Raw genomic sequence first — 18,735 nt, 5'->3', positions numbered from 1 at the left:
CCACACAGAAAATGAGCATCATGGACCGCACCACACCCGAAGCCAACCACCACGAACCGATCCCGGTGAACCGCTTCGCGCTGTTCTCCGAAACCCTCCTGGCAGGGGTTCTGGTGCTGGTGCTGTCCATCCCCCTCGTGACGATCCCCGCCGCATACGCGGCGGGGATCGCCCACTTGGAACGGCACCTCTCAGGCCGGGACGATTCCGTCCGCGGCCTGTGGGGAACGTTCAAGACTGCGCTGCCCGGCAGCTGGAAGCTGGGAATCACGACGGCGGCAGCCGCCGTCGTGATTGTCCTTAACCTTTTACTGGCATGGGTGGGGCAGCTTCCCGGCCGGGAAGTGGTGCTGCCGGCCACCCTGATCCTCGCGGCCGCAGGCGCCGTCGTGCTCCTGCGCACCACGGCCGCCTGGTCCGACTTCACCGGCTCCCGCGCCGATTCCCGCAACGCCTGGCGCTCCGCGCTCGAGACCGGCCAGGCCCTGTCACTGAAGGACTGGTCCGGATCCGGCCTGCTGGCTGCCGCGCTCTTTGGGGCAGTGGTGTTTGTTTGGATGCTGGCGGCGCTCTTCGTTGTGGTTCCCGGCACCCTGATCCTGGCCGCCGCAGCGGTAAAACTGCGCTCCAGGCGCGCCTGAAGTACCACCAGCACGCACGGTGGTACTGCCGGCAAGGCGGCATCACCGGCGGTTGGAAACAACGGCCGGCATCAACATTCCCTGGTTCTGCCCGTCACTAATTGAGTGAGTCCGACGTGTCTTCCGACCGCCAGCGTTCCGAACAGTCCTTCCGTTCCCCGAACAGCCACGTTCCGTGGTACCAACCCCTTAAGCAGCGCAACTACCGGCTCTTCCTGGCCCTGGTGTTCACCGGGAGCGTGGGCGTGTGGATGCAGAGGCTGGCCCAGGACTGGCTGGTGCTGCAGCTGACGGGCAGCCCTGCCGCCGTGGGCGTGGCCGTCGCACTGCAATTCCTCCCCATGCTGATCGTGGGCCCCCTCAGCGGCCTGCTCGTGGACATGTTTCCCAAGCGCCGCATCATGCTGCTCTGCCAGGCGGTCATTGCCTTCCTGGCCATGGGCCTGGCTGCCTGGGCTGCGAGCGGGACCATCACGGTCTGGGCCGTCTACGCCAGCTGCATAGCGCTCGGCGTGACTGCAGCCATCAACCAGCCCGCCAGCCAGGTCTTCGTCAACGAAGTAGTGGGCGACGCCGCCCTCCGGCCCGCAATCGGCCTGAACAATGCCATTGGCCAACTGGGTGCGATGGTGGGCCCCGCCTTGGCTGGAGTCGTCATCGCCCAAGTGGGATCGGCAGCAGCATTCGCAGCCAACTCTCTGCTGTGCCTGCTGGTGCTTTGCCTGTTCGCTGCCATCCGTCCCGCCGAACTGCACCCAAGCACCCCCGCAGAACGGGGGCGGGGCCAGCTGCTGGCAGGATTCCGGTATGTCCGGGAGCGGCCTTCGCTGCTGCTGATTATTGCCCTGGCCGGGCTCCTTGGGATGTTCGGCATGAACGGCCCCGTGGTGCTGGCGGCCTTTGCCGAACGGGTGTGGCACAACGGGGTAGAAGGATTCGGCCTGTTCAATACCGTCAGTGCCATCGGAGCCCTCGCCGGCGCCCTGCTGGCTGCCCGCCTTCGGAGCCTGGGCAGGAAGGGCATCGTAGCGGCAGCGGGGCTCTTCGGACTTGCCCAGCTGGTGGCCGCTTTGATGCCCAACCTTGAGCTGTTCGTGGCAATGCTGGTGGTGGTGGGCCTGATGACGCTCCTGTTCCTGACCAGTGCCGCCACCGCCGTGCAGCTTGAAGCCGGCCCGGAGATCCGCGGCCGGGTCATGGCACTGTACCTGCCCCTCCTGCTGGGCGGGCACGCCTTGGGCGGACTCCTGGCCGGGTGGCTGACGGAGCAGTTTGGCGTGCGGCTCGGGCTCGTGACGACCGGCGCGCTGGGTATGCTCTCCGCGGCCGTCATCGGCCTGCTTCTCTGGTGGCATGGCAGGCGGTCCAACGCCCGGCCCGCCTAGACCTCCGGCGGTCCCTCGAAGTCCTTGACGGTGCGGCAGCTCCCACCTACGCTGTGGGAAACCGGTTTCTGTTTGGTCTCAGCTCCCGCCCACCTAGGAGAAACGATGAAGCTTCGCGCCCAAAAATCCTTCCTGCCAAAGGCCGCTGCCGCCGCCGCAGCCCTTTCGCTGGTCCTGACCGGCTGTGGCGGCTCGCCGCAGGGTTCCTCCGACGGACCCGTGACCCTGCGCTTCAGCTGGTGGGGTTCCGACACCCGGCACAAGTTGACGGAAAAGCTTATCGAGGCCTTTGAGGCGGAGAACCCCAATATCAACATCCAGGGGGAGTACGGCGACTGGAGCGGCTACTGGGACAAGCTGGCAACGCAGGTAGCCTCGCAGGACGCCCCGGACATCATCCAGATGGACGCGGCCTACCTGGGTGAATACTCCGAACGTGGCGCCTTGCTTGAGCTGAAGGACGTGGACCTGTCGAAGTTTGACCAGCCCGTGGCCGACTCCGGCAAGGTGGACGGCAAACAGTATGGAGTGACCAGCGGCGTCAACGCCATGGTGGTCCTGGCGAACCCAGCGCTCGTCGCAGCAAGCGGGGTTACCCTCCCGGATGATGAGACCTGGACGTGGGACGACCTCAACGAAACAGCCGCAGCCATCACCGCGGCCAGCCCGGACGGCGTCTACGGGACGGGCCAGGTCAACAGCGACGCGGCTGCAAACCTGTGGTTCCGGCAGCAAGGGAAGTCGCTGTTCACGTCGGACGGCAAGCTGGGATTCGACGAGGCTGCACTGGCCGAGTGGTATGAGTACCAGGCCAGGATGCGCGACTCCAAGGCCGTCCCCCCGCCGTCGGTGATCACCGAGGATGCCAGCGCGTCCATTGACCAGCAGGGCTTGTCCACCAACAAGTTCGCCATGAACATGTATTGGTCCAACCAGCTGGGCGCCCTCAGCAAGGCCTCCGGACAGGACCTGGAGATCCGCCGGCCCCCGAGCGTCGAGGGGAAGGCTGCCGAAGCCCAGCAGTTCTACAAGTCCTCCATGTTCTGGTCAGCCAGCTCCCGGACCAAGCATCCGGTAGAAGCCCAGAAGTTCATCGACTTCGTCACCAACAACGCCAAAGCCGGGGAAATCGGTCTCGCGGACCGCGGCATTCCCGCGAACTCCGAAATCCGCGAGGCAATAGCGTCCCAGCTGACCCCTGCCGACGCTAAAACGGCAGAATTCATCGACGAGATCTCGGACGAACTGGGTGACGCGGTTCCGGTGCCACCAGCCGGATCAAGCGCCGTGGTGGAAGTCCTGGGCCGCCACTCGCTGGAAGTGCACTTCAGCCGGTTGTCGCCGGAGGAAGCAGCAAAGAAGGCCATGGACGAGGCCAGGAGCGCCCTCCTCTGACCTTGCGGGACTTCAGGAACTTGCGGACGGTATAAAGGTCCAGGTGCCGGGATGTACCCGGAAGCCGCGCGTGGACATCGGTGCCGCCTTGCCGTCCCCGGTGTCCGGGGCGGAAAGCGCGACGGCGGCATCCGCGGACGGGCCCTTGATTCCGTAGGTGCCGGCCGGCAGGCGGACAAGCGCGGTGACTCCTGCCGGGACCGTGCACTCCAGATGGAGCAGACCGTCTTCCCGCCGCCAGCTGACCGCAGCGTAGCCGTTGCTTGCGGGAACTGTGCCCCGGGCGTGCGCGAGGCGGCACAGCGGCGGCTCAATGAGGAGTTCGGCGCCGCCGGGGGAGCTGTACCGGACGCCGAGCAGGTGCTCCAGGATTTCCTTGACCACGGAGGCGGACCAGGCGTGGGACTGGCTGTAGTCCGTTCCCTCGACCACGTCCCAGGCTTCCCAAGTGAAGGTGGCTCCGCGCTCCAGGAGCCTCGCCCAGCCGGGCTGGTCCTTGGTAGTGAGGAGATCCAGGACCCCATCCGTCATTCCTTGGGCCAGCAGGGCACGGACCAGGCGGTGGACGGTCAGCGGACCCTGCCGCATCGCCATTGCCGCAATGTGCCGGGCGTCAGCCCCGGCGTGATCGTTGCCTGTGATGCCGAGGGAGAGTGGGAAGGACGTCGCATGCTGCGAGGCGTGCGGGCTGGGTGTGCCGTCTGTGTGCAGGCCGTCCACCATCACGCCATCCACGCGCAGGCGGGTGCGGATGGCCTCGGCAAGGTTCCGTGCAGATGCGGCGTAGCGGATCGCGTCGTCCTCTTTGCCCGCGATGCTGCACAGCCGGGCCGTGGATACCAGCGCTGAATATGCCTGGGCGTTGACGGTGGTCCTGGCGGCGCACTCCATGTCGTAGCCGAACCGGCCGGGCGCCGGCCAGTCGACGATGCCGTGGAGGTAGGGCCCTGAGCCGCCGCCGAGCGCCGTGACCAGTCCCGCCGTCGGCCCGTCCTGCGCGATGTAGCGCAGGGCATAGTCCGCCGTGTCGCACAGGTGCGGCAGGAGCTCCCGAACCAGGGCAATATCGCCCGTCCGCAGGTGGTACTCCTCCGCCCATTCCGGGAGCATCAGGGAAAAGTCCGGGATGTCGCGCTTGCCGTCCCCGTTGGGATACACGGCGTTATAGTGGCCCTTGTCGTCGCCGGCAGTCCAGTAGCGGAGGGCGGACCAGCCGAACTCCCGCAGCGCCTGGGCTGTGTATGCGTGCTCGCCGAAAAGTGCCATGGTGGCGTAGGAGATGTTGACCGCGTCCGCCAGGAACTGGCCTTTTTCGCGGGTGGGCGTGTCCACGAACTGCTCCTGGACCCCGTAAAGCGCCGAGTCCCGCAACAGCCTGAAGACGGCGTCGAGCGTGGGATCGGAGCTGCTGAAGCTGCCCTCGCCGGGATGCCGGCCGTGGACCACTACGGCGCCGATCCGGGACACGTCCCCGGCCTCCACACCGGGAAGTTCAAGGTAACGGAAGCCCAGATGCACCGTTGCCCGGTACTCCTGGGGTCCGGCAGCCTGGGTGTAGGGGAAGGACATATCGGTGTTCTGGCTGGCGGTCTTGCCGGCGTCCACCCGTCCGTCGGCACGCAGGACGTAACCCGCGCGGATCATGACGGTGCGGCCCGGAATGCCGTCCAGGAAGTCGATCTCGGGGCGCCCGGGCAGGACCTGGCCGAAGTCCGCCACCATGGTGCCGTCGTCGGCGGTCAGGAACTCCCGCGGCGCTACAAACTCTTCCGCGGGGAAGGTGCGCCGGGGGTGAACCTGCGGAAACTCCGGAGTGGGGTGGCTGCCGTAGCTGATGGCTGCGGGCACGTCGTTGGCCGAGGAGAGCGGTGCAGTGGCCAGCGACGCTGCGGCATCCCCGTCCAGGTGCTCCACGGGGTCGCCTTCGTCATTGCGGTAGCCGGCTTGCCGGTAGGGGGCCTCGGCCGCGGACCAGTCGGGACCGGAGACAAACACGTCCCGCCGGCCGTCCGTGTAGTCCACGCTGAGCCGGACCAGAAGGCCGGGCACTCCGGCCGCGCGGCCCTGGCCCGGACCGTACCAGTGCAGCAGGGCGGCCAGCGGAACCGGACTGTCCTGCGGCTGCTCCGCCAGGACGGAGGTGACGTCCGCAGCGTCGTAGTACCCCTCGCCCGGATAGCCGAAGGAGGTGGTGCTGAGGCAGTGCGTGCCGGCCAGTGAAACCTGCGCGTGGTGGTTTGCGGCGACGTACAGCCGGGCCCGGCGCACGGTTCCGGTGAGTTCCAGGGAGGTCCGGAAGAGGGTCCACTCGTCCGGCTGGCGGTGGGCCGTGGTCCGGGGCCAGTGGGCCAGGCACGCCCGGGCATGGTCTTCACTGGCATCGAAGCGGTGGTCCAGCAGCACGTCCCATGAGGATGTGGCGCCCACATTCAGGCCGATTCCTGCAGTGTCCGCGCCGGAGATCCGCAGCGAGGCGTACTCGGCCTGGCTTCGCGGGCCCTGGTGGAGAGCGAGCCTCCCCGCGGCTCCCGGTACGGCCGGCTGGTGCAGCACCAGCAGCTCAACACCGTCCAGGGATACCCGGATGGCCTGCCCGTCGTCGGTGACTGCCAGGTCCTGCCAGTCACCGGCAACCAGGTCCTTTCCGGGCAACCGCTCCTGATGTACCTGCCGGCCCCGGGCGCCATGGGCGCGGGCCAGCACTGCGGTTTCCGGTGCCGCCGGCGCGGGAATCTCCCACTCCACGGCATGGCGGAGGACCACCTCGCCGGCCGTGTTCAGCTCCAGCAGCAGGCCGGTCCCCGGGCCGCTGCTGCGCAGGATCAACCCCGCCCACCCCATGACCGGCCGGAGGCGGGCCTCAAGCCGGAAGGTGCGCAGGGGAGGGCACGGAATGGGCAGGAAAGGGGAGCCGGCCGCCCGGAGCGCCTGGTTCAGGACTTCCAGGGGCGCGCGGCCGCCCGGCGCCCGCCTGACCCAGTCAGCCTCCCAGGCTGTATCCACCAGGCCGGTGCTGAAGTGTTGCGGAGCGGACCATTCGCCGGGGACTCCGGCTGCATCGCGGACCTGGACACGCCAGGCATAGTCGGCATCGCTGTCGAGTGCGGGACCTGCATAGGTGATGCCGCGCTGGAGGACGGACGGCGCCGGCCCCGAGGTCCACAACTGCATGCCCTCGGCATCTTCGACCACAATTTCGTACCCCGTTTGCAGGGCGAGGGCCGGATCGCCATTATCGGCGGGAGCCAACTGCCAGCTGAAGGAGGGGTGGGCGGCGGCGGTGAGGCATTCCTGGATTCCGTCCGTCAGGAGGCCGGCTGCGCGCAGCTGCCCCGGTCCGTCGACGTAGGAGCCGGCGGAACCGTGGTGGCTTCCTTTAGTTGCAGCCGTCCTCTCAGGCATCGGAACCATCAGGACGTTGGGACATCGAACGCGGTGGGGGCAGAGCCGGCCCAGGGCAGCCCCAGTTCGCTGAACGTGGCGTGCTGCCGGCCTGCGCGCTCCAACGCATCCTCGATGTCAACAACGACGGCGTGGGCTGCTTCGCCCTCGCCCTCCCACCGGACGTAGTCGTTATGGATGGGGGCAGGCAGCGGTGCGGTGCGGATGGCTTCGAGCACCAGCATAAAGGCCCCGCTGTCCACGAGTGAGCTGAGGAGCGGACCACCGCTGTTCCGGTGCACAAGGAGGTTCCCGGTAAGGTCGTCCCGGCCGTACGTCTTTTCCGAGCGGCCGGACGGCGTCTCGACGGTGAGGCGGTCCTCGGTGTAATGGAACACTGCAGTTCCTGCCGAGCCCTGAAGGGTTACGTACGGTTCCATGGACTCAGTGGCACAGATCGTGAGGGCGCAGGTGATGGGCAGCCCGGACGCGGCGCGGATGCGGATGACGGATGTGTCGTCCGATTCGATCTCGTTGGCGCGGTACAGCTCCGTCTCCACTGAGGCGACATCAGCCGTGGTGCGGGCCCCGGCAATCCTCAGTGCGGTTGCCACGGCGTGTGCCAGGGGATTTGTGGCCACCCCGTCCACCACGTCAACACCGTTGAGGCTGCGCTTTCCGGCCCAGCGTGAGCGCTTGTAGTAGGCCTTGTCGCGCACCCAGCGGCCCGTGGCAGAGATGCCTTGCAGGGTGCCGATGGTGCCCGCTTCCAGGAGGTCCTCGATGGCCTTCAGCGCGTGCGAGCCGAGGCTTTGGAATCCGATCTGGACGCTGCTGCCCGAGGCGGCGGCGGCGTCGAGCAATCTGTTGAAGTCCGCCAGGGAAGCGACGGGAGGTTTCTCCAGATAGAGGTCGGCATCCGTGGCCAGGGCGGCCAGTGCCAGCGGCGCATGGGTCTGGATGGGGGTAGCCACGATTATGACGTCCAGGGCCGGGGTCTCCGCCAGCAGTTCAGCAAGCCCCGGAAAGACGGCGGCCGACTCCGGCACCGAACCAGGTGCCGGGGGCTGCGGATCCGCAACTGCCGCCAGGTCGACGGCGCCGGTCGCCTGAAGGCGTTCCAGGTTGCGGAGGTGGTGGGTGCCGAACCCGTGCACGCCCACCAGGGCCACGCGGGCGGCGCCGCCCGTCTCCCTTCCGGAGGAAGCAGCAGGTAGTTCTCCAGGGGCCGGAGTTCCGGCAGGTGCGTCCGGCAAGTGGGTGCCAGCTGGCGTTCCCATGGTTCTCCATTCTGCCCGGGGGCACCGAAGGTTGGGCGCCAGCGTGAGGCAGCAAGCGCTTTCCATCATTCAGTGTGCGGCATGTGAAGCTTCCGCGTCCAGCTATGTAACGATTCAAAATACCGCTTGACCTTGTTGTCATGATGGGTCTAGATTTTCGAGAAACCGATTACTTACGTGACGCGGACCACTTTGGGTTTGCTTCTGCAACGATGGAGAATTGAAGGGAGCCGTGCCATGCTGTCCGGAACATTCAGCGCTCGGGCCTACGCATTCTTTGACACGCTCCTCTGGATCGCCTGCCTGAACCTGCTCTGGGTCGCCTTTACCCTGCTCGGCCTTGGCGTGCTGGGTGCGGGACCGTCCACTGCTGCCGCCCAGATCCTGGTGCGTAAACGTGCCCGGGGTGACGCCGCGCCGCTGATGCGGGGATTCGCGGCAGAGTACTTTCGAAATTTCGGGAAGGCCAACGTTCTTGCCCTTCCGGTCCTTGGTGTGGCCGTGGCGCTGTCGATGAACTGGAACTACTTTTCCGGCGCAGCCGACCTCTTCTCCCAATTCATGGCTGCCGGGATCTTTGTGGCGGCCATCTTCCTGGCGGGGGCCACCTGCTACGTCTTCCCCATGTACGCCCGCTATGAACTGCCGCTGGCGCAGTACCTGCTGATGTCATCCCGCTTCGCCGTCCGGCACCTGGCGGGAACGGTCATCCTGCTCTTCGTCTCCGCCGCCGTGGTCTACTCCAGCAGTGCCGTACCGGGCCTGATCCCGTTCTTCAGTATCGGCGCCTGGCTGTTCATTACCGGCTGGCTCTGTGACCGCTTCTTCACGGCCAATGACGAATCCGTAGCCGCGGCAGAAAGCGTAAGTGCCGGCGGCAACAGGGCCCTTCACGGAGCGGCCGCTGCCTGACCCTTCCGGGTCCTCAACCGCAGAGAGCAACTCCTTGCCGTCGGACCTTCAATGAAACGTATCAAACCATCAAATTCGTACTCAGACCCCAAAGAAGTGGAAAAGGAAAACCATGATCCGCAGAAAACTCTCGCTTGCGGCCGCCGTTGTCACGGTGACTGCCATGTCCCTGACGGCGTGCAGCGGCGGCGAAGCCCCCGCAGCCGATCTCGCCACGGTGTCCATCATGGCGCCGTTCCTCGAGGCACAGCCGCCCAGCGCTGATGGTGCAGTCCAGAAGAAGCTGGAAGAGCTCACCGGTAAAGATGTGAACATCACGTGGACCCCGAACGCGTCCTATGAGGACAAAACCAACATCACGCTGGCATCCTCGGAAATCCCGCACGTCATGGTCATCCAGGGCAAGACCCCCGGCTTCGTCAAGAATGCCGAGGCAGGTGCCTTCTGGGACCTGACCGACAAACTGGACGACTACCCCAACCTCAAGACCACGTTCCCCGACATCCAGCAGAATGCCAGCATCAACGGGAAGGTCTACGGCGTCTTCCGCGGCCGGGCCCCGATGCGCGCCGCCGTGATGTTCCGGCAGGACTGGCTGGACAAGCTGGGCCTGGAAGCGCCAAAGACCACGGAGGACCTGTATAAGGTCGCCAAGGCGTTCACCGAGCAGGACCCGGACGGCAACGGCCAGGACGATACCTGGGGCATCACCATCCCCAAGTGGGGCGCGCTGGGAACCAGCAGCCCGTATGACTTCATTGAGACCTGGTACGGCGCCGGGAACCGCTGGACGGAAAAGGACGGGAAGCTGATCCCGAGTTTCGAAACCGAGGAGTTCCTCGAAGCCAACCGGTTCGTCAAGAAGATGGTGGACGAGAAGCTCATCAACCCGGACTTCGCTACTTTTGATCCCACCAAGTGGAATGAGCCGTTCTTCAACGGCAAGGGCGGGATCATCGTGGACGTCGACTCCCGCGTGAGCGTCCTCATCAACCTGTTCAAGCAGGCGGACCCGAACAACTTTGAAAACAAGGTGGGCTTCGTTGGCAACCTGGAAGGCCCCGACGGCGAACTGCACGCCCACCCCACGGACGGCTACTCCGGCTTCCTGGCCGTCCCGAAGTCCAGCGTCCGCACTGAAGCGGAGTTGGACAAGGTGCTCGAGTTCCTGAACACCATGAACAGCAAGGAAGTGGCCATCCTCCTGAACAACGGCATCGAGGGCGTCAACTTTTCTGTGGAGGACGGCAAGGCGGCCACCATCAAGCCGGAAACGGAAGAGGGCAAGGCTGTCACCACGGACATCAAGAGCTATGCCCAGCTCGGCATGAACGTAGCGGGCAACACCTTCTACCCTGTCAAGCAGCCCTCGGAGTACGAACAGCAGGTCTTTGACAAGCGCACCGAGGTAATGGCCGAGGACCTCAAGAGCGCTGTCTACAACCCGGCCGCGCCGTATGTTTCCGCCACTTACGTTGCCAAGGGTGCGCAGCTGGACAACATCGTGGCCGATGCCCGCATCAAGTACCTCGCCGGCCAGATCGATGAGCAGGGGCTGAAGGACGCCATCAAGCTGTGGGACACCAGCGGCGGCGACAAGGTCAAGGAAGAGATCAACAAGCTCTGGCAGGACAACAAGTAACAGCCTCAGCATGCACGGCGGGCTCCGCGTATTTCGTGGAGCCCGCCGTTTGCAGGACCCACCCACCACTTCCAGAAAGGAGGCCCTGAATGTCGCAGCTGACAGACGCGTTGGCCTCGAACATCGGCTCCGGCCAGGGCCCCGGGACGGATACGGGCAAGAGTTCCAAGCCCCGTAAGCCGCCAAAGGTCCCGCGGGGCAAGTTCTCCGTCCACTTCGCGCATTACAAGTGGCTGTACCTGCTGCTCCTGCCTGGTGTGGTGTATTTCGCCGTGTTCCGGTACGCCCCGATGTACGGGGTCACCATCGCTTTCAAGGACTACGTACCGTTCCTGGGCGTGAACGGCAGCCCGTGGGTGGGGACCCGGCATTTCCAGGACTTCTTCGCCAACCCGGACTTTCCCAGGCTGCTCGGCAACACCCTGATCCTGGCGTTCCTGAACCTGGGCATCGCATTCCCGCTGACCATTGTCCTGGCACTGCTGCTGAACGAGGTCCGACTCTCAATCCTCAAGCGCACCGTCCAGACGCTTGTCTACATCCCGCACTTCCTCTCCTGGACCATCGTTGCGTCGCTGAGTTTCCTGCTGTTCGCCCTGGACTTCGGCCCGCTGTTCCTGTTCCTGAACTCGGTGATGGGCACCAACATCGACTTCCTGTCGGACCCGAACTGGTTCCGGCCGCTGATCGTGCTGCAGGAAATCTGGAAGAACACCGGCTGGGGCACCATCATCTTCCTCGCCGCGCTGGCCACCGTGGACCAGGACCAGTACGAGGCCGCCATCATTGACGGCGCCGGCCGCTTCCGCCGCGTCTGGCACATCACCCTGCCCGGGATCCGCTCCACCATCATCGTGATGCTGATCCTGGCCATCGGGCAGATGCTCAACACCGGCTTCGAGCAGATCTACCTGATGACCAACGCGCTGAACCGGTCCGTGGCCGACGTCTTTGACACCTACGTGTACTTCGTGGGCATCACCCAGGGCGCCTACAGCTACTCCACCGCCGTCGGGCTCTTCAAATCCCTGGTGGGCATCGTGCTGATCTTCGGCACCAATGCCCTGGCCAAACGCTTCAACCAGAGCGGACTGTTCTAGCCATGAAAATCCACAACACCACCGGCGGGCGGATCTTCGACGCCGCGAACTACGTCTTCCTGTCGCTGATCGGCATCGTCACCTTGCTGCCGTTCATCTACGTGATCGCCGGGTCCTTCGCCAATGAAGCGGAAATCACCCGGCGGGCGTTTTTCGTCTGGCCCGAGCAGTTCACCCTTGGTTCCTACGAATACATTTTCTCCACGCCCGCATTCATCCGGGCCCTGGTCACCACTGTCCTGGTCACCGCCGTCGGCACCCTGGTCCAGCTCGCGTTCACCGTGACCATGGCCTATCCGCTGGCCAAACGCACGCTCCGCGGACGACAGGTCATCCTGTCCCTGGTGGTCTTCGCCATGGTCTTCTCCGGCGGCATGATCCCCACCTTCCTGCTGGTCAAGGACCTGGGCCTGCTGAACTCCTACTGGGCCCTCATCCTGCCTGCGGCCATCAACCCGTTCAGCCTGATCATCATCAAGAACTTCTTCCAGGAACTCCCGCAGGAGCTGGAGGAGTCAGCCAAGATGGACGGCGCCACCGAAATCGGGATCCTCTGGCGGATCCTGCTGCCGCTGTCCAAACCCGTCCTGGCCACCTTCGCGCTGTTCTACGCCGTAGGCATCTGGAACGACTTCATGTCACCCCTGCTTTACCTGTCCGATAACTCCAAATGGACCCTGCAGATGTACCTGCGCCAGGTCACTGCGTCATCGGACCTCCTCGGGACCGGCAACGTGGACCCGAACTACATCCCACCGGAGCAGGGCATCAAGTTCGCGGTCATCGTGGTGGCCACCCTGCCCATCCTCATCTTCTACCCGTTCCTGCAAAAGCACTTCGCCAAGGGCATGCTGATCGGCTCAGTCAAGGGCTGAGCCTTCCCTGCTCCGCGCCGGAGCGCACCGAAAACCAGAAAGCACACCATGAAAATCCTGCTCGCCGGAGATTCCACCGTCGCCAACTGCCCCACCCGCGAGTTCCCCATGAGCGGCTGGGGAGCACGCCTCGCCCCGCATACCTACACCTGGGCCGCCGTGCACAACTTTGCCAAGGGCGGGGCCAGCACCGAATCGTTCCGCGAGGAGGGGCTCTGGGGCAACCTTCTGGCTGAGGCCGGCAAGGGCGACCTGGTGCTCATCCAGTTCGGCCACAATGACCAAAAGAAGCAGCACCTCGCAGCCCGGACCGGCTATGCCGCCAACCTTCGCGCAATGGTGGGGGAGGTGCGTGACCTGGGCGCGATTCCCGTGTTGTGCACCTCGGTGGAGCGGCGGCACTTCGTGGACGCGCCGCCGTCGGGCGCTGTCCTGGAGGAAAGCCTCGAGGACTATCCGGAGGTGGTCCGCGAGATTGGCCTGGAACTGGCGCTGCCGGTGATGGACCTCAATGAGTGGACCCGGTGCCTCTACCGGGGCCTGGGGCGCCAGTCCTCGAAAAGTCTTTTCTGCCACTTCGGCCCGGGGGAGCATGCCAACTGGCCGGACGGCCTGGCGGACAATACGCACTTTTCCCAAAAGGGTGCTGCCCTGGTGGCCGGTGAAGTTGCCCGTCAACTGGTGCGGCTGGGCTACGGCCCCGACACTGATCCAACCGGGCGGGAAGGCGCCCCGGGAATTCTTACGACGGCGGGACGCGGCTAGGTGGGCGCGCCAGGTTCAGTCCTCTACACCAACCCGCTTGCCGGTCCGGGCGACGTGTCCGCCTGGGTGGCTGAAGGTCCGCTGCGCCTGGGCAGCCACCAGGGTGCGCTGGAGCTTTCCGGCTCACTCGATGACGAGGAGTTCGGTGACCACGCGCACTGGACGTTCTGGTGCCCGGAGGAGTTCCCGGACGGCATCCGGATCCGCTGGGAATTCCTGCCCCTCGCGGAGCCCGGGCTGGCCATGCTGTTCTTCGCCGCAGCCGGGCAAAACGGGCAGGACCTGTTTTCCCCGGAGCTGGCGCCGAGGACGGGCTACTACCCGCAGTACCACTCGGGAGATATCGATGCCCTGCACATCTCCTACTTCCGGCACAAGTACCAGTCAGAACGCGCGTTCCGCACCTGCAACCTCCGCAAGAGCGCGGGCTTTGAGCTCGTGGCGCAGGGGGCCGATCCGCTGCCGCCCGCCGGGGATGCGGTGGATTACTACCGCATGGAGGTGCTCAAGGACGGACCGCGGGTGGCCTTTTCCATCAACGGATTGCCCCTCTTTGAATGGCACGATCCGTCGGACAAGGTCCTGGGCGCGGGCCGGATCGGCTTCCGGCAGATGGCTCCGCTCCGGGCTGCCTGCCGCAACCTCGTGGTGGAGAAGCTTTAGGCCTTACTGTCACTCTTTCCCCGTCCAGCCCAGCCAATCGACGGCCTCCTGCACGATGGGTGCGGGTACGGTGTGGGGCCCCTGGAACTCACGGTAGGTGACGTCATAGCCATCCGCTTTCAGGGCAGGCACCAGCCGCCGGCTCGTGCGGTCAATCGGGAGGACGCTGTCGGCCTCGCCGTGCGAAACAAAAATGCGGGGTTTTCCGACGCGCGGCACGGGAGGAGCGAAACCTGGCGAGAAGGCCACGATGTTGGAGAACAACTCCCCATTGGCCAGGCCCAAGGCCAGCGCGTAGGAAGCGCCGTCGGAGAAGCCCCCTACCGCCACACGGTCCGGATCCACGGAAACCAACGAGAAAATACGTTCCAGGGCCCGGTTGATCACCCGGACATCAGGGCCGAAGGCTCCACGAACACCGTCCCAGGTGGAGTCCCTCGACGACGGCGCTGCCATCACGATCCGGTAGGTCTCAGCCACGCCGCCCATTAGCGACAGCCCTCCCGCCGCTTCACCCCCGGCACCATGAAGCAGGACGATGAGCGGGGCGGGCTGCCCCTGCTCCAGGCCTGGTGGGACGTAGAGCAACGTGTCCCGGGCAGGTTCCAAGCCCAGAACCTGCTGCCCGGGAGCCGGCGCCTGGCTGGGTTCCCCTCGGGGCCTGGCACTCAAAACAGCGAAATCCAACGATGTTTTCCGGGGACGGTCCATATCCATTCCAGAACAGCCTGACAGCGCAGCAACTGCTGCGAGTTTTCCCATGCCCACCACGAACCGGCGTCTTGTGGCCACTCCCGTATTTTAGCGCGGGCCAATTTGTGGGCGGCGCCGGATGACGTTGACAGCACCAACACCGGCTCCTTAGGCTCCTGCCATCGTGAGCCGGGGATGAAACTGAGCGAAAGAAGTGTGCCATGAACCAGGACTACGGGCAGTTACGGAACCAGCTTGGCCGCCTTGGCTTCGGTGGTACCGGGGTGGGCAACCTGTACCGCGCAATCCCGGATGAACAGGCGGCCGGGACGGTGGAAGCCGCCTGGGATGCAGGTATCCGCTACTTCGATACGGCACCCCACTACGGGCTGGGCCTCTCCGAGCGGAGGATGGGCGCCGTCCTTGCAGGCAAACCACGCGACGAATTCATCCTCTCCACGAAAGTGGGCAGGGTCCTGGTACCGTCACCTGCAACCCGGAACACCCGCGATCCGGAGGGCTTTGACGTACCGGCTGAATTCCGGCGTGAATGGGATCCTTCAGAGGCAGGGGTAAGGCGCAGCATCGAGCAGTCGCTGGAACGCCTGGGCTTCGACTACATCGACGTTGCCTATCTGCACGACCCCGATGTGTACAGCATGGAAGATGCAGTGAAATCCGCGCTGCCTGCCCTGGAGAAGCTTCGCGCCGAGGGCCTGGTGCGGGCCATCGGCGTCGGCACCAACACTGCCGGCGCTGCCCTGGAGTGCGTGGAAGCGGCAGACCTGGATCTGCTCATGCTGGCCGGCAGGTTCACCATGCTGGAACAGCCGGGATCGGACGGCCGCCCCGGCGGAGGACTGTTGGACCGCTGCCTGGAGTTGGGAACCGGAGTGGTGAGCGTCGGCGTCTACAACTCCGGCATCCTTGCCAAGCCTGAGCTGCCTTCGGATGCCCACTACAACTACTCGCAGGCCAGCGAAGAGGTCCTGCAGCGGGCACGGCAGCTCGCGGGAATCTGCAAGGAACACGGCGTCGAACTGCCCACCGCGGCCATCCAGTTCCCCTTCCGGCACCCTGCCGTAGTGAACGTCACGGTGGGGGCCAGCAGGCCGGAACAAATCCGTAACAGCGCCGGGCGCATGTCATCCGAGGTTCCGGAAGAGTTGTGGCGGGACCTGCAGGAGCGGGGCCTGATTGCGGCCTGAGGATCCTCAGCGCTCCTATGGCGTCCCGGCGGGGCCGGTGCTCTGGCGGACCACGAGTTCCGGGGTGAACACCACTGCACGGTGCATCGGGACCTGGGACTCGACTTCTTCAGTCAGCAGCTCGATGGCAGTCCGTCCAAGCGCCTCGGTGGGCTGCCGGATGGATGACAGCGGCACGACGGCTGAAACAGCAAAGTCGATGTCGTCGTAGCCGATCAACGCGACGTCCTCCGGGATGCGGAAGGTGTGCGTCATGGTGAGGGACTGCATGACGCCCAGGGCAAGGAGGTCGTTGGCGCAGAAGATGCCGTCGGGCAGTTCCGCCCGGCCGCGCTCCACCAGCATGTTGCCGACGCTGCGGCCGGCCAGGACGGTTTGCCCCTCGGACGTGAGCACCTCCAGCGTGGCGTCCGGCTCCTCCTTGACGGCACGTTGTGTTCCCTGCAGGCGGTCCGCCACCTGCCGGATGGAGGTGGGGCCGCCTACGAACGCCAGCCGACGGCGGCCGGTGTCCAGAAGGTGCCGGGCAGCAAGGTAACCGCCGGCGTCGTCGTCCACTGCCACCGAGCTGAACTTCGCCTCGTCAGCCAGCCGGTCAACAAGGACCGTGGGCACGCCGCGCTCGCGCAGCAGGTCCAGCCTCTCAGTCACGTCGCCTACGGGCGAAATCAGCAGGCCCTGGACGCGCTGTTCCTGAAAGAGGTCGATGTAGTTGGCTTCCCGGGCGGCGTCGTGCCCACTGTCCCCCAGGAGCACCGCGCTGCCGTTCAGGGCGGCGGCGTCTTCTGCCGCACGCACAACCGAGGTGAAAAAGGGGTTGCCCACATCCAGGACGATCAGCCCTACAGTGCGGCTGTGTCCGGCACGCAGCTGGCGGGCCGCATCATTGCGGACGAACCCCAGCTCATCGATGGCCTTCAGCACCCGCTCCTTGGTGCGCTGCGACACCCTGTCCGGGTAGTTCAGCACATTCGAGACGGTGCCTACCGCCACGCTGGCATGGTTGGCAACGTCCTTGATGCTGGCTGAGCGGTTCATGATTCTCCGTGCTGTGGTCCGTGTGCCGTACTCCCGGCGGTCCGTGAAACCACCTGCCGGAATGCTTGACACCTACTCACGTTCAAGAGTACTTTGAATCGTAACAATGAAACGATTCAAAGATCCGCGAGTTTAGGAGAGTTCCAGATGAGGGTGTGCTTCCGTTCCTCCGTCCAGCCGGCGCTGATCGGGGAATACAAGCGCCGCCATGCTGCCGTGTGGCCGGAGATGCTCCACGCCCTCAAGGAGGCCGGCTGGAACAACTACTCCCTCTTCCTGGGTGAGGACGGGCTCCTGGTGGGCTACCTGGAGTGTGACGACTTCGACGCAGCCCGGGCGCGCATGGCCCTCACCGACGTGAACGCCCGCTGGCAGACGGAAATGGCAACGCTTTTCGAAGACTCCGGCCAGGCACCCGATGAAGGGTTCCAGGTCCTGGAGGAAGTCTTCAACCTCGACAGCCAGCTCGCCGCCACAGGGAGCTCAGCTTCCTGAGGCCGGCGGCCCGACCCAAACCGGCTCCAGCAGCGGGGCGAAACACCCACAGACCACAGCATGACAAGACACCGGAAAGAACCATCATGAATGACGTAGCAACGGCGCTGGGCAGGCTCGAGGAGCTTGCCATCGAGGTCCCTTCGTGGGCCTATGGAAATTCAGGCACGCGGTTCAAGGTGTTCGGTACCCCCGGCACTCCGCGCACCGTCCAGGAGAAGCTGGCGGATGCCGCCAAGGTCCACGAACTGACCGGCCTGGCCCCCACCGTGGCCCTGCACATCCCCTGGGACAAGGTGGATGACTACGCGGCCCTGAAGGAATACGCGGCCGGCCTGGGCGTTGGCCTGGGAACCATCAACTCCAACACGTTCCAGGACGACGAGTACAAGTTCGGCTCCCTGACCTCGTCCAACGAAACGGTGCGCCGCCGGGCCATCGCCCACCACCTGGACTGCATCGGGATCATGCACGCCACAGGCTCCAAGGACCTGAAGATCTGGCTGGCCGACGGAACCAACTACCCCGGCCAGGATGACATCCGCGGCCGCCAGGACCGCCTGGCCGAATCGCTGCAGGAGATCTACGCCGCCCTGGGCGACGGGCAGCGCCTGGTTCTGGAATACAAGTTCTTCGAGCCGGCTTTCTACCACACCGACGTTCCGGACTGGGGCACCTCCTACGCCCAGACCCTGGCGCTGGGCGAGAAGGCCTTCGTGTGCCTGGATACCGGCCACCATGCCCCGGGAACCAACATCGAGTTCATCGTGATGCAGTTGCTGCGCCTTGGCAAGCTTGGCTCCTTCGACTTCAACTCGCGCTTCTACGCCGACGACGACCTCATCGTGGGTGCCGCGGATCCGTTCCAGCTCTTCCGCATCATGTACGAGGTCATCCGCGGCGGCGGCTACGGCAAGGACTCCGGCGTGGCCCTCATGCTGGACCAGTGCCACAACCTGGAAGAGAAGATCCCGGGCCAGATCCGCTCGGTGCTGAACGTCCAGGAAATGACGGCCCGCGCCCTGCTGGTGGACACCGCCGCCCTGAGCGAGGCCCAGAGCACCGGCGACGTCCTGGCAGCGAACGGCATTTTCAACGACGCGTTCTACACCGACGTCCGGCCAGTCCTGGCCGAGTGGCGTGAATCCCGCGGCCTGCCCGCGGACCCGCTGGCCGCCTTCAAGGCCAGCGGCTACCAGAAGAAGATCAACGAGGACCGCGTGGGCGGCCAGCAAGCCGGATGGGGCGCCTAAGAAATGACC

At 65.3% G+C, this 18,735-nt stretch carries 16 protein-coding genes; 12 read left to right on the top strand and 4 right to left on the bottom strand.

Annotated features, from left to right (window positions below; translation table 11 throughout):
• The first annotated feature begins 11 nt into the window (after positions 1–11).
• The 3 genes from NXY83_RS16615 to NXY83_RS16605 all read left to right on the top strand — a co-directional run bounded on the left by NXY83_RS16615 (position 12) and on the right by NXY83_RS16605 (position 3,421).
• Complete coding sequence (locus NXY83_RS16615) at positions 12–641, top strand: Poxvirus protein I5 (RefSeq protein ID WP_258803310.1); 630 nt, start codon at positions 12–14, stop codon at positions 639–641.
• A gap of 116 nt (positions 642–757) precedes the next feature.
• The gene (locus NXY83_RS16610) at positions 758–2,026 is read left to right on the top strand and encodes an MFS transporter (RefSeq protein WP_258803309.1); all 1,269 of its coding nucleotides are present in this window, start codon (positions 758–760) and stop codon (positions 2,024–2,026) included.
• 105 nt (positions 2,027–2,131) lie between these two features.
• A complete protein-coding gene (locus tag NXY83_RS16605; RefSeq protein ID WP_258803308.1) occupies positions 2,132–3,421 on the top strand; it encodes an ABC transporter substrate-binding protein in 1,290 nt (429 codons plus the stop codon).
• Between the two features lie 12 nt (positions 3,422–3,433).
• Here the strand turns inward: NXY83_RS16605 and NXY83_RS16600 are convergent, their stop codons facing one another.
• A complete protein-coding gene (locus tag NXY83_RS16600) occupies positions 3,434–6,823 on the bottom strand; it encodes a glycoside hydrolase family 78 protein (protein ID WP_258803307.1) in 3,390 nt (1,129 codons plus the stop codon).
• An 8-nt stretch (positions 6,824–6,831) separates the two neighbouring features.
• Positions 6,832–8,082, bottom strand: a complete 1,251-nt coding sequence (locus NXY83_RS16595) for a Gfo/Idh/MocA family protein (protein WP_258803306.1) — start codon at positions 8,080–8,082, stop codon at positions 6,832–6,834.
• A 237-nt stretch (positions 8,083–8,319) separates the two neighbouring features.
• Here NXY83_RS16595 and NXY83_RS16590 point away from each other — a divergent pair, with 237 nt between their 5' ends.
• The 6 genes from NXY83_RS16590 (at position 8,320) to NXY83_RS16565 (ending at position 14,039) form a co-directional block, all read left to right on the top strand.
• Positions 8,320–8,994 (top strand): YesL family protein, encoded by a 675-nt coding sequence (locus NXY83_RS16590; RefSeq protein WP_258803305.1) that lies wholly within the window; start codon positions 8,320–8,322, stop codon positions 8,992–8,994.
• Positions 8,995–9,106: 112 nt separating this feature from the next.
• Positions 9,107–10,636, top strand: a complete 1,530-nt coding sequence (locus tag NXY83_RS16585; RefSeq protein ID WP_258803304.1) for an extracellular solute-binding protein — start codon at positions 9,107–9,109, stop codon at positions 10,634–10,636.
• A gap of 89 nt (positions 10,637–10,725) precedes the next feature.
• Positions 10,726–11,736: an ABC transporter permease gene (locus NXY83_RS16580; protein WP_258803303.1), complete on the top strand. Its 1,011-nt coding sequence runs from the start codon at positions 10,726–10,728 to the stop codon at positions 11,734–11,736.
• Between the two features lie 2 nt (positions 11,737–11,738).
• Complete coding sequence (locus NXY83_RS16575; RefSeq protein ID WP_258803302.1) at positions 11,739–12,611, top strand: carbohydrate ABC transporter permease; 873 nt, start codon at positions 11,739–11,741, stop codon at positions 12,609–12,611.
• Positions 12,612–12,659: 48 nt separating this feature from the next.
• On the top strand, positions 12,660–13,376 hold the full coding sequence (locus tag NXY83_RS16570) for a rhamnogalacturonan acetylesterase (RefSeq protein ID WP_258803301.1): 717 nt from the start codon (positions 12,660–12,662) through the stop codon (positions 13,374–13,376).
• Positions 13,377–14,039, top strand: coding sequence for a YesU family protein (locus NXY83_RS16565; protein ID WP_258803299.1), 663 nt, complete (start codon positions 13,377–13,379; stop codon positions 14,037–14,039). It begins immediately after the preceding gene.
• Between the two features lie 9 nt (positions 14,040–14,048).
• On the opposite strand, the gene NXY83_RS16560 is transcribed toward NXY83_RS16565, so the two are convergent.
• Positions 14,049–14,831, bottom strand: a complete 783-nt coding sequence (locus NXY83_RS16560; protein ID WP_258803298.1) for an alpha/beta hydrolase — start codon at positions 14,829–14,831, stop codon at positions 14,049–14,051.
• A 122-nt stretch (positions 14,832–14,953) separates the two neighbouring features.
• On the opposite strand from NXY83_RS16560, the gene NXY83_RS16555 reads away from it, so the two are divergent.
• Positions 14,954–15,940 (top strand): aldo/keto reductase, encoded by a 987-nt coding sequence (locus NXY83_RS16555; RefSeq protein WP_258803297.1) that lies wholly within the window; start codon positions 14,954–14,956, stop codon positions 15,938–15,940.
• Between the two features lie 15 nt (positions 15,941–15,955).
• Here the strand turns inward: NXY83_RS16555 and NXY83_RS16550 are convergent, their stop codons facing one another.
• Positions 15,956–16,978, bottom strand: a complete 1,023-nt coding sequence (locus NXY83_RS16550; RefSeq protein WP_258803296.1) for a LacI family DNA-binding transcriptional regulator — start codon at positions 16,976–16,978, stop codon at positions 15,956–15,958.
• 147 nt (positions 16,979–17,125) lie between these two features.
• Here NXY83_RS16550 and NXY83_RS16545 point away from each other — a divergent pair, with 147 nt between their 5' ends.
• Positions 17,126–17,473, top strand: a complete 348-nt coding sequence (locus NXY83_RS16545) for an L-rhamnose mutarotase (protein WP_258803295.1) — start codon at positions 17,126–17,128, stop codon at positions 17,471–17,473.
• Between the two features lie 86 nt (positions 17,474–17,559).
• Entirely contained in the window at positions 17,560–18,726 is a 1,167-nt protein-coding gene (rhaI, locus tag NXY83_RS16540; protein WP_258803294.1) for an L-rhamnose isomerase, read from the top strand.
• The last annotated feature ends 9 nt before the right edge of the window (positions 18,727–18,735 follow it).

Source organism: Pseudarthrobacter sp. NS4 (genome assembly GCF_024758005.1).
Classification (GTDB): Bacteria; Actinomycetota; Actinomycetes; order Actinomycetales; family Micrococcaceae; genus Arthrobacter.
This window is presented reverse-complemented; position numbering and strand designations above follow the sequence as displayed.

Excerpts from the sequence above, each read along its gene's own strand:
- NXY83_RS16615 (WP_258803310.1), top strand. The coding sequence starts at position 12 with ATGAGCATCATGGACCGCACCACACCCGAAGCCAACCACCACGAACCG.
- NXY83_RS16550 (WP_258803296.1), bottom strand. The coding sequence starts at position 16,978 with ATGAACCGCTCAGCCAGCATCAAGGACGTTGCCAACCATGCCAGCGTG.
- NXY83_RS16575 (WP_258803302.1), top strand. The coding sequence starts at position 11,739 with ATGAAAATCCACAACACCACCGGCGGGCGGATCTTCGACGCCGCGAAC.
- NXY83_RS16570 (WP_258803301.1), top strand. The coding sequence starts at position 12,660 with ATGAAAATCCTGCTCGCCGGAGATTCCACCGTCGCCAACTGCCCCACC.
- NXY83_RS16555 (WP_258803297.1), top strand. The coding sequence starts at position 14,954 with ATGAACCAGGACTACGGGCAGTTACGGAACCAGCTTGGCCGCCTTGGC.
- NXY83_RS16595 (WP_258803306.1), bottom strand. The coding sequence starts at position 8,082 with ATGGGAACGCCAGCTGGCACCCACTTGCCGGACGCACCTGCCGGAACT.
- NXY83_RS16605 (WP_258803308.1), top strand. The coding sequence starts at position 2,132 with ATGAAGCTTCGCGCCCAAAAATCCTTCCTGCCAAAGGCCGCTGCCGCC.
- NXY83_RS16600 (WP_258803307.1), bottom strand. The coding sequence starts at position 6,823 with ATGCCTGAGAGGACGGCTGCAACTAAAGGAAGCCACCACGGTTCCGCC.
- NXY83_RS16545 (WP_258803295.1), top strand. The coding sequence starts at position 17,126 with ATGAGGGTGTGCTTCCGTTCCTCCGTCCAGCCGGCGCTGATCGGGGAA.
- NXY83_RS16580 (WP_258803303.1), top strand. The coding sequence starts at position 10,726 with ATGTCGCAGCTGACAGACGCGTTGGCCTCGAACATCGGCTCCGGCCAG.
- NXY83_RS16585 (WP_258803304.1), top strand. The coding sequence starts at position 9,107 with ATGATCCGCAGAAAACTCTCGCTTGCGGCCGCCGTTGTCACGGTGACT.
- NXY83_RS16590 (WP_258803305.1), top strand. The coding sequence starts at position 8,320 with ATGCTGTCCGGAACATTCAGCGCTCGGGCCTACGCATTCTTTGACACG.
- rhaI (WP_258803294.1), top strand. The coding sequence starts at position 17,560 with ATGAATGACGTAGCAACGGCGCTGGGCAGGCTCGAGGAGCTTGCCATC.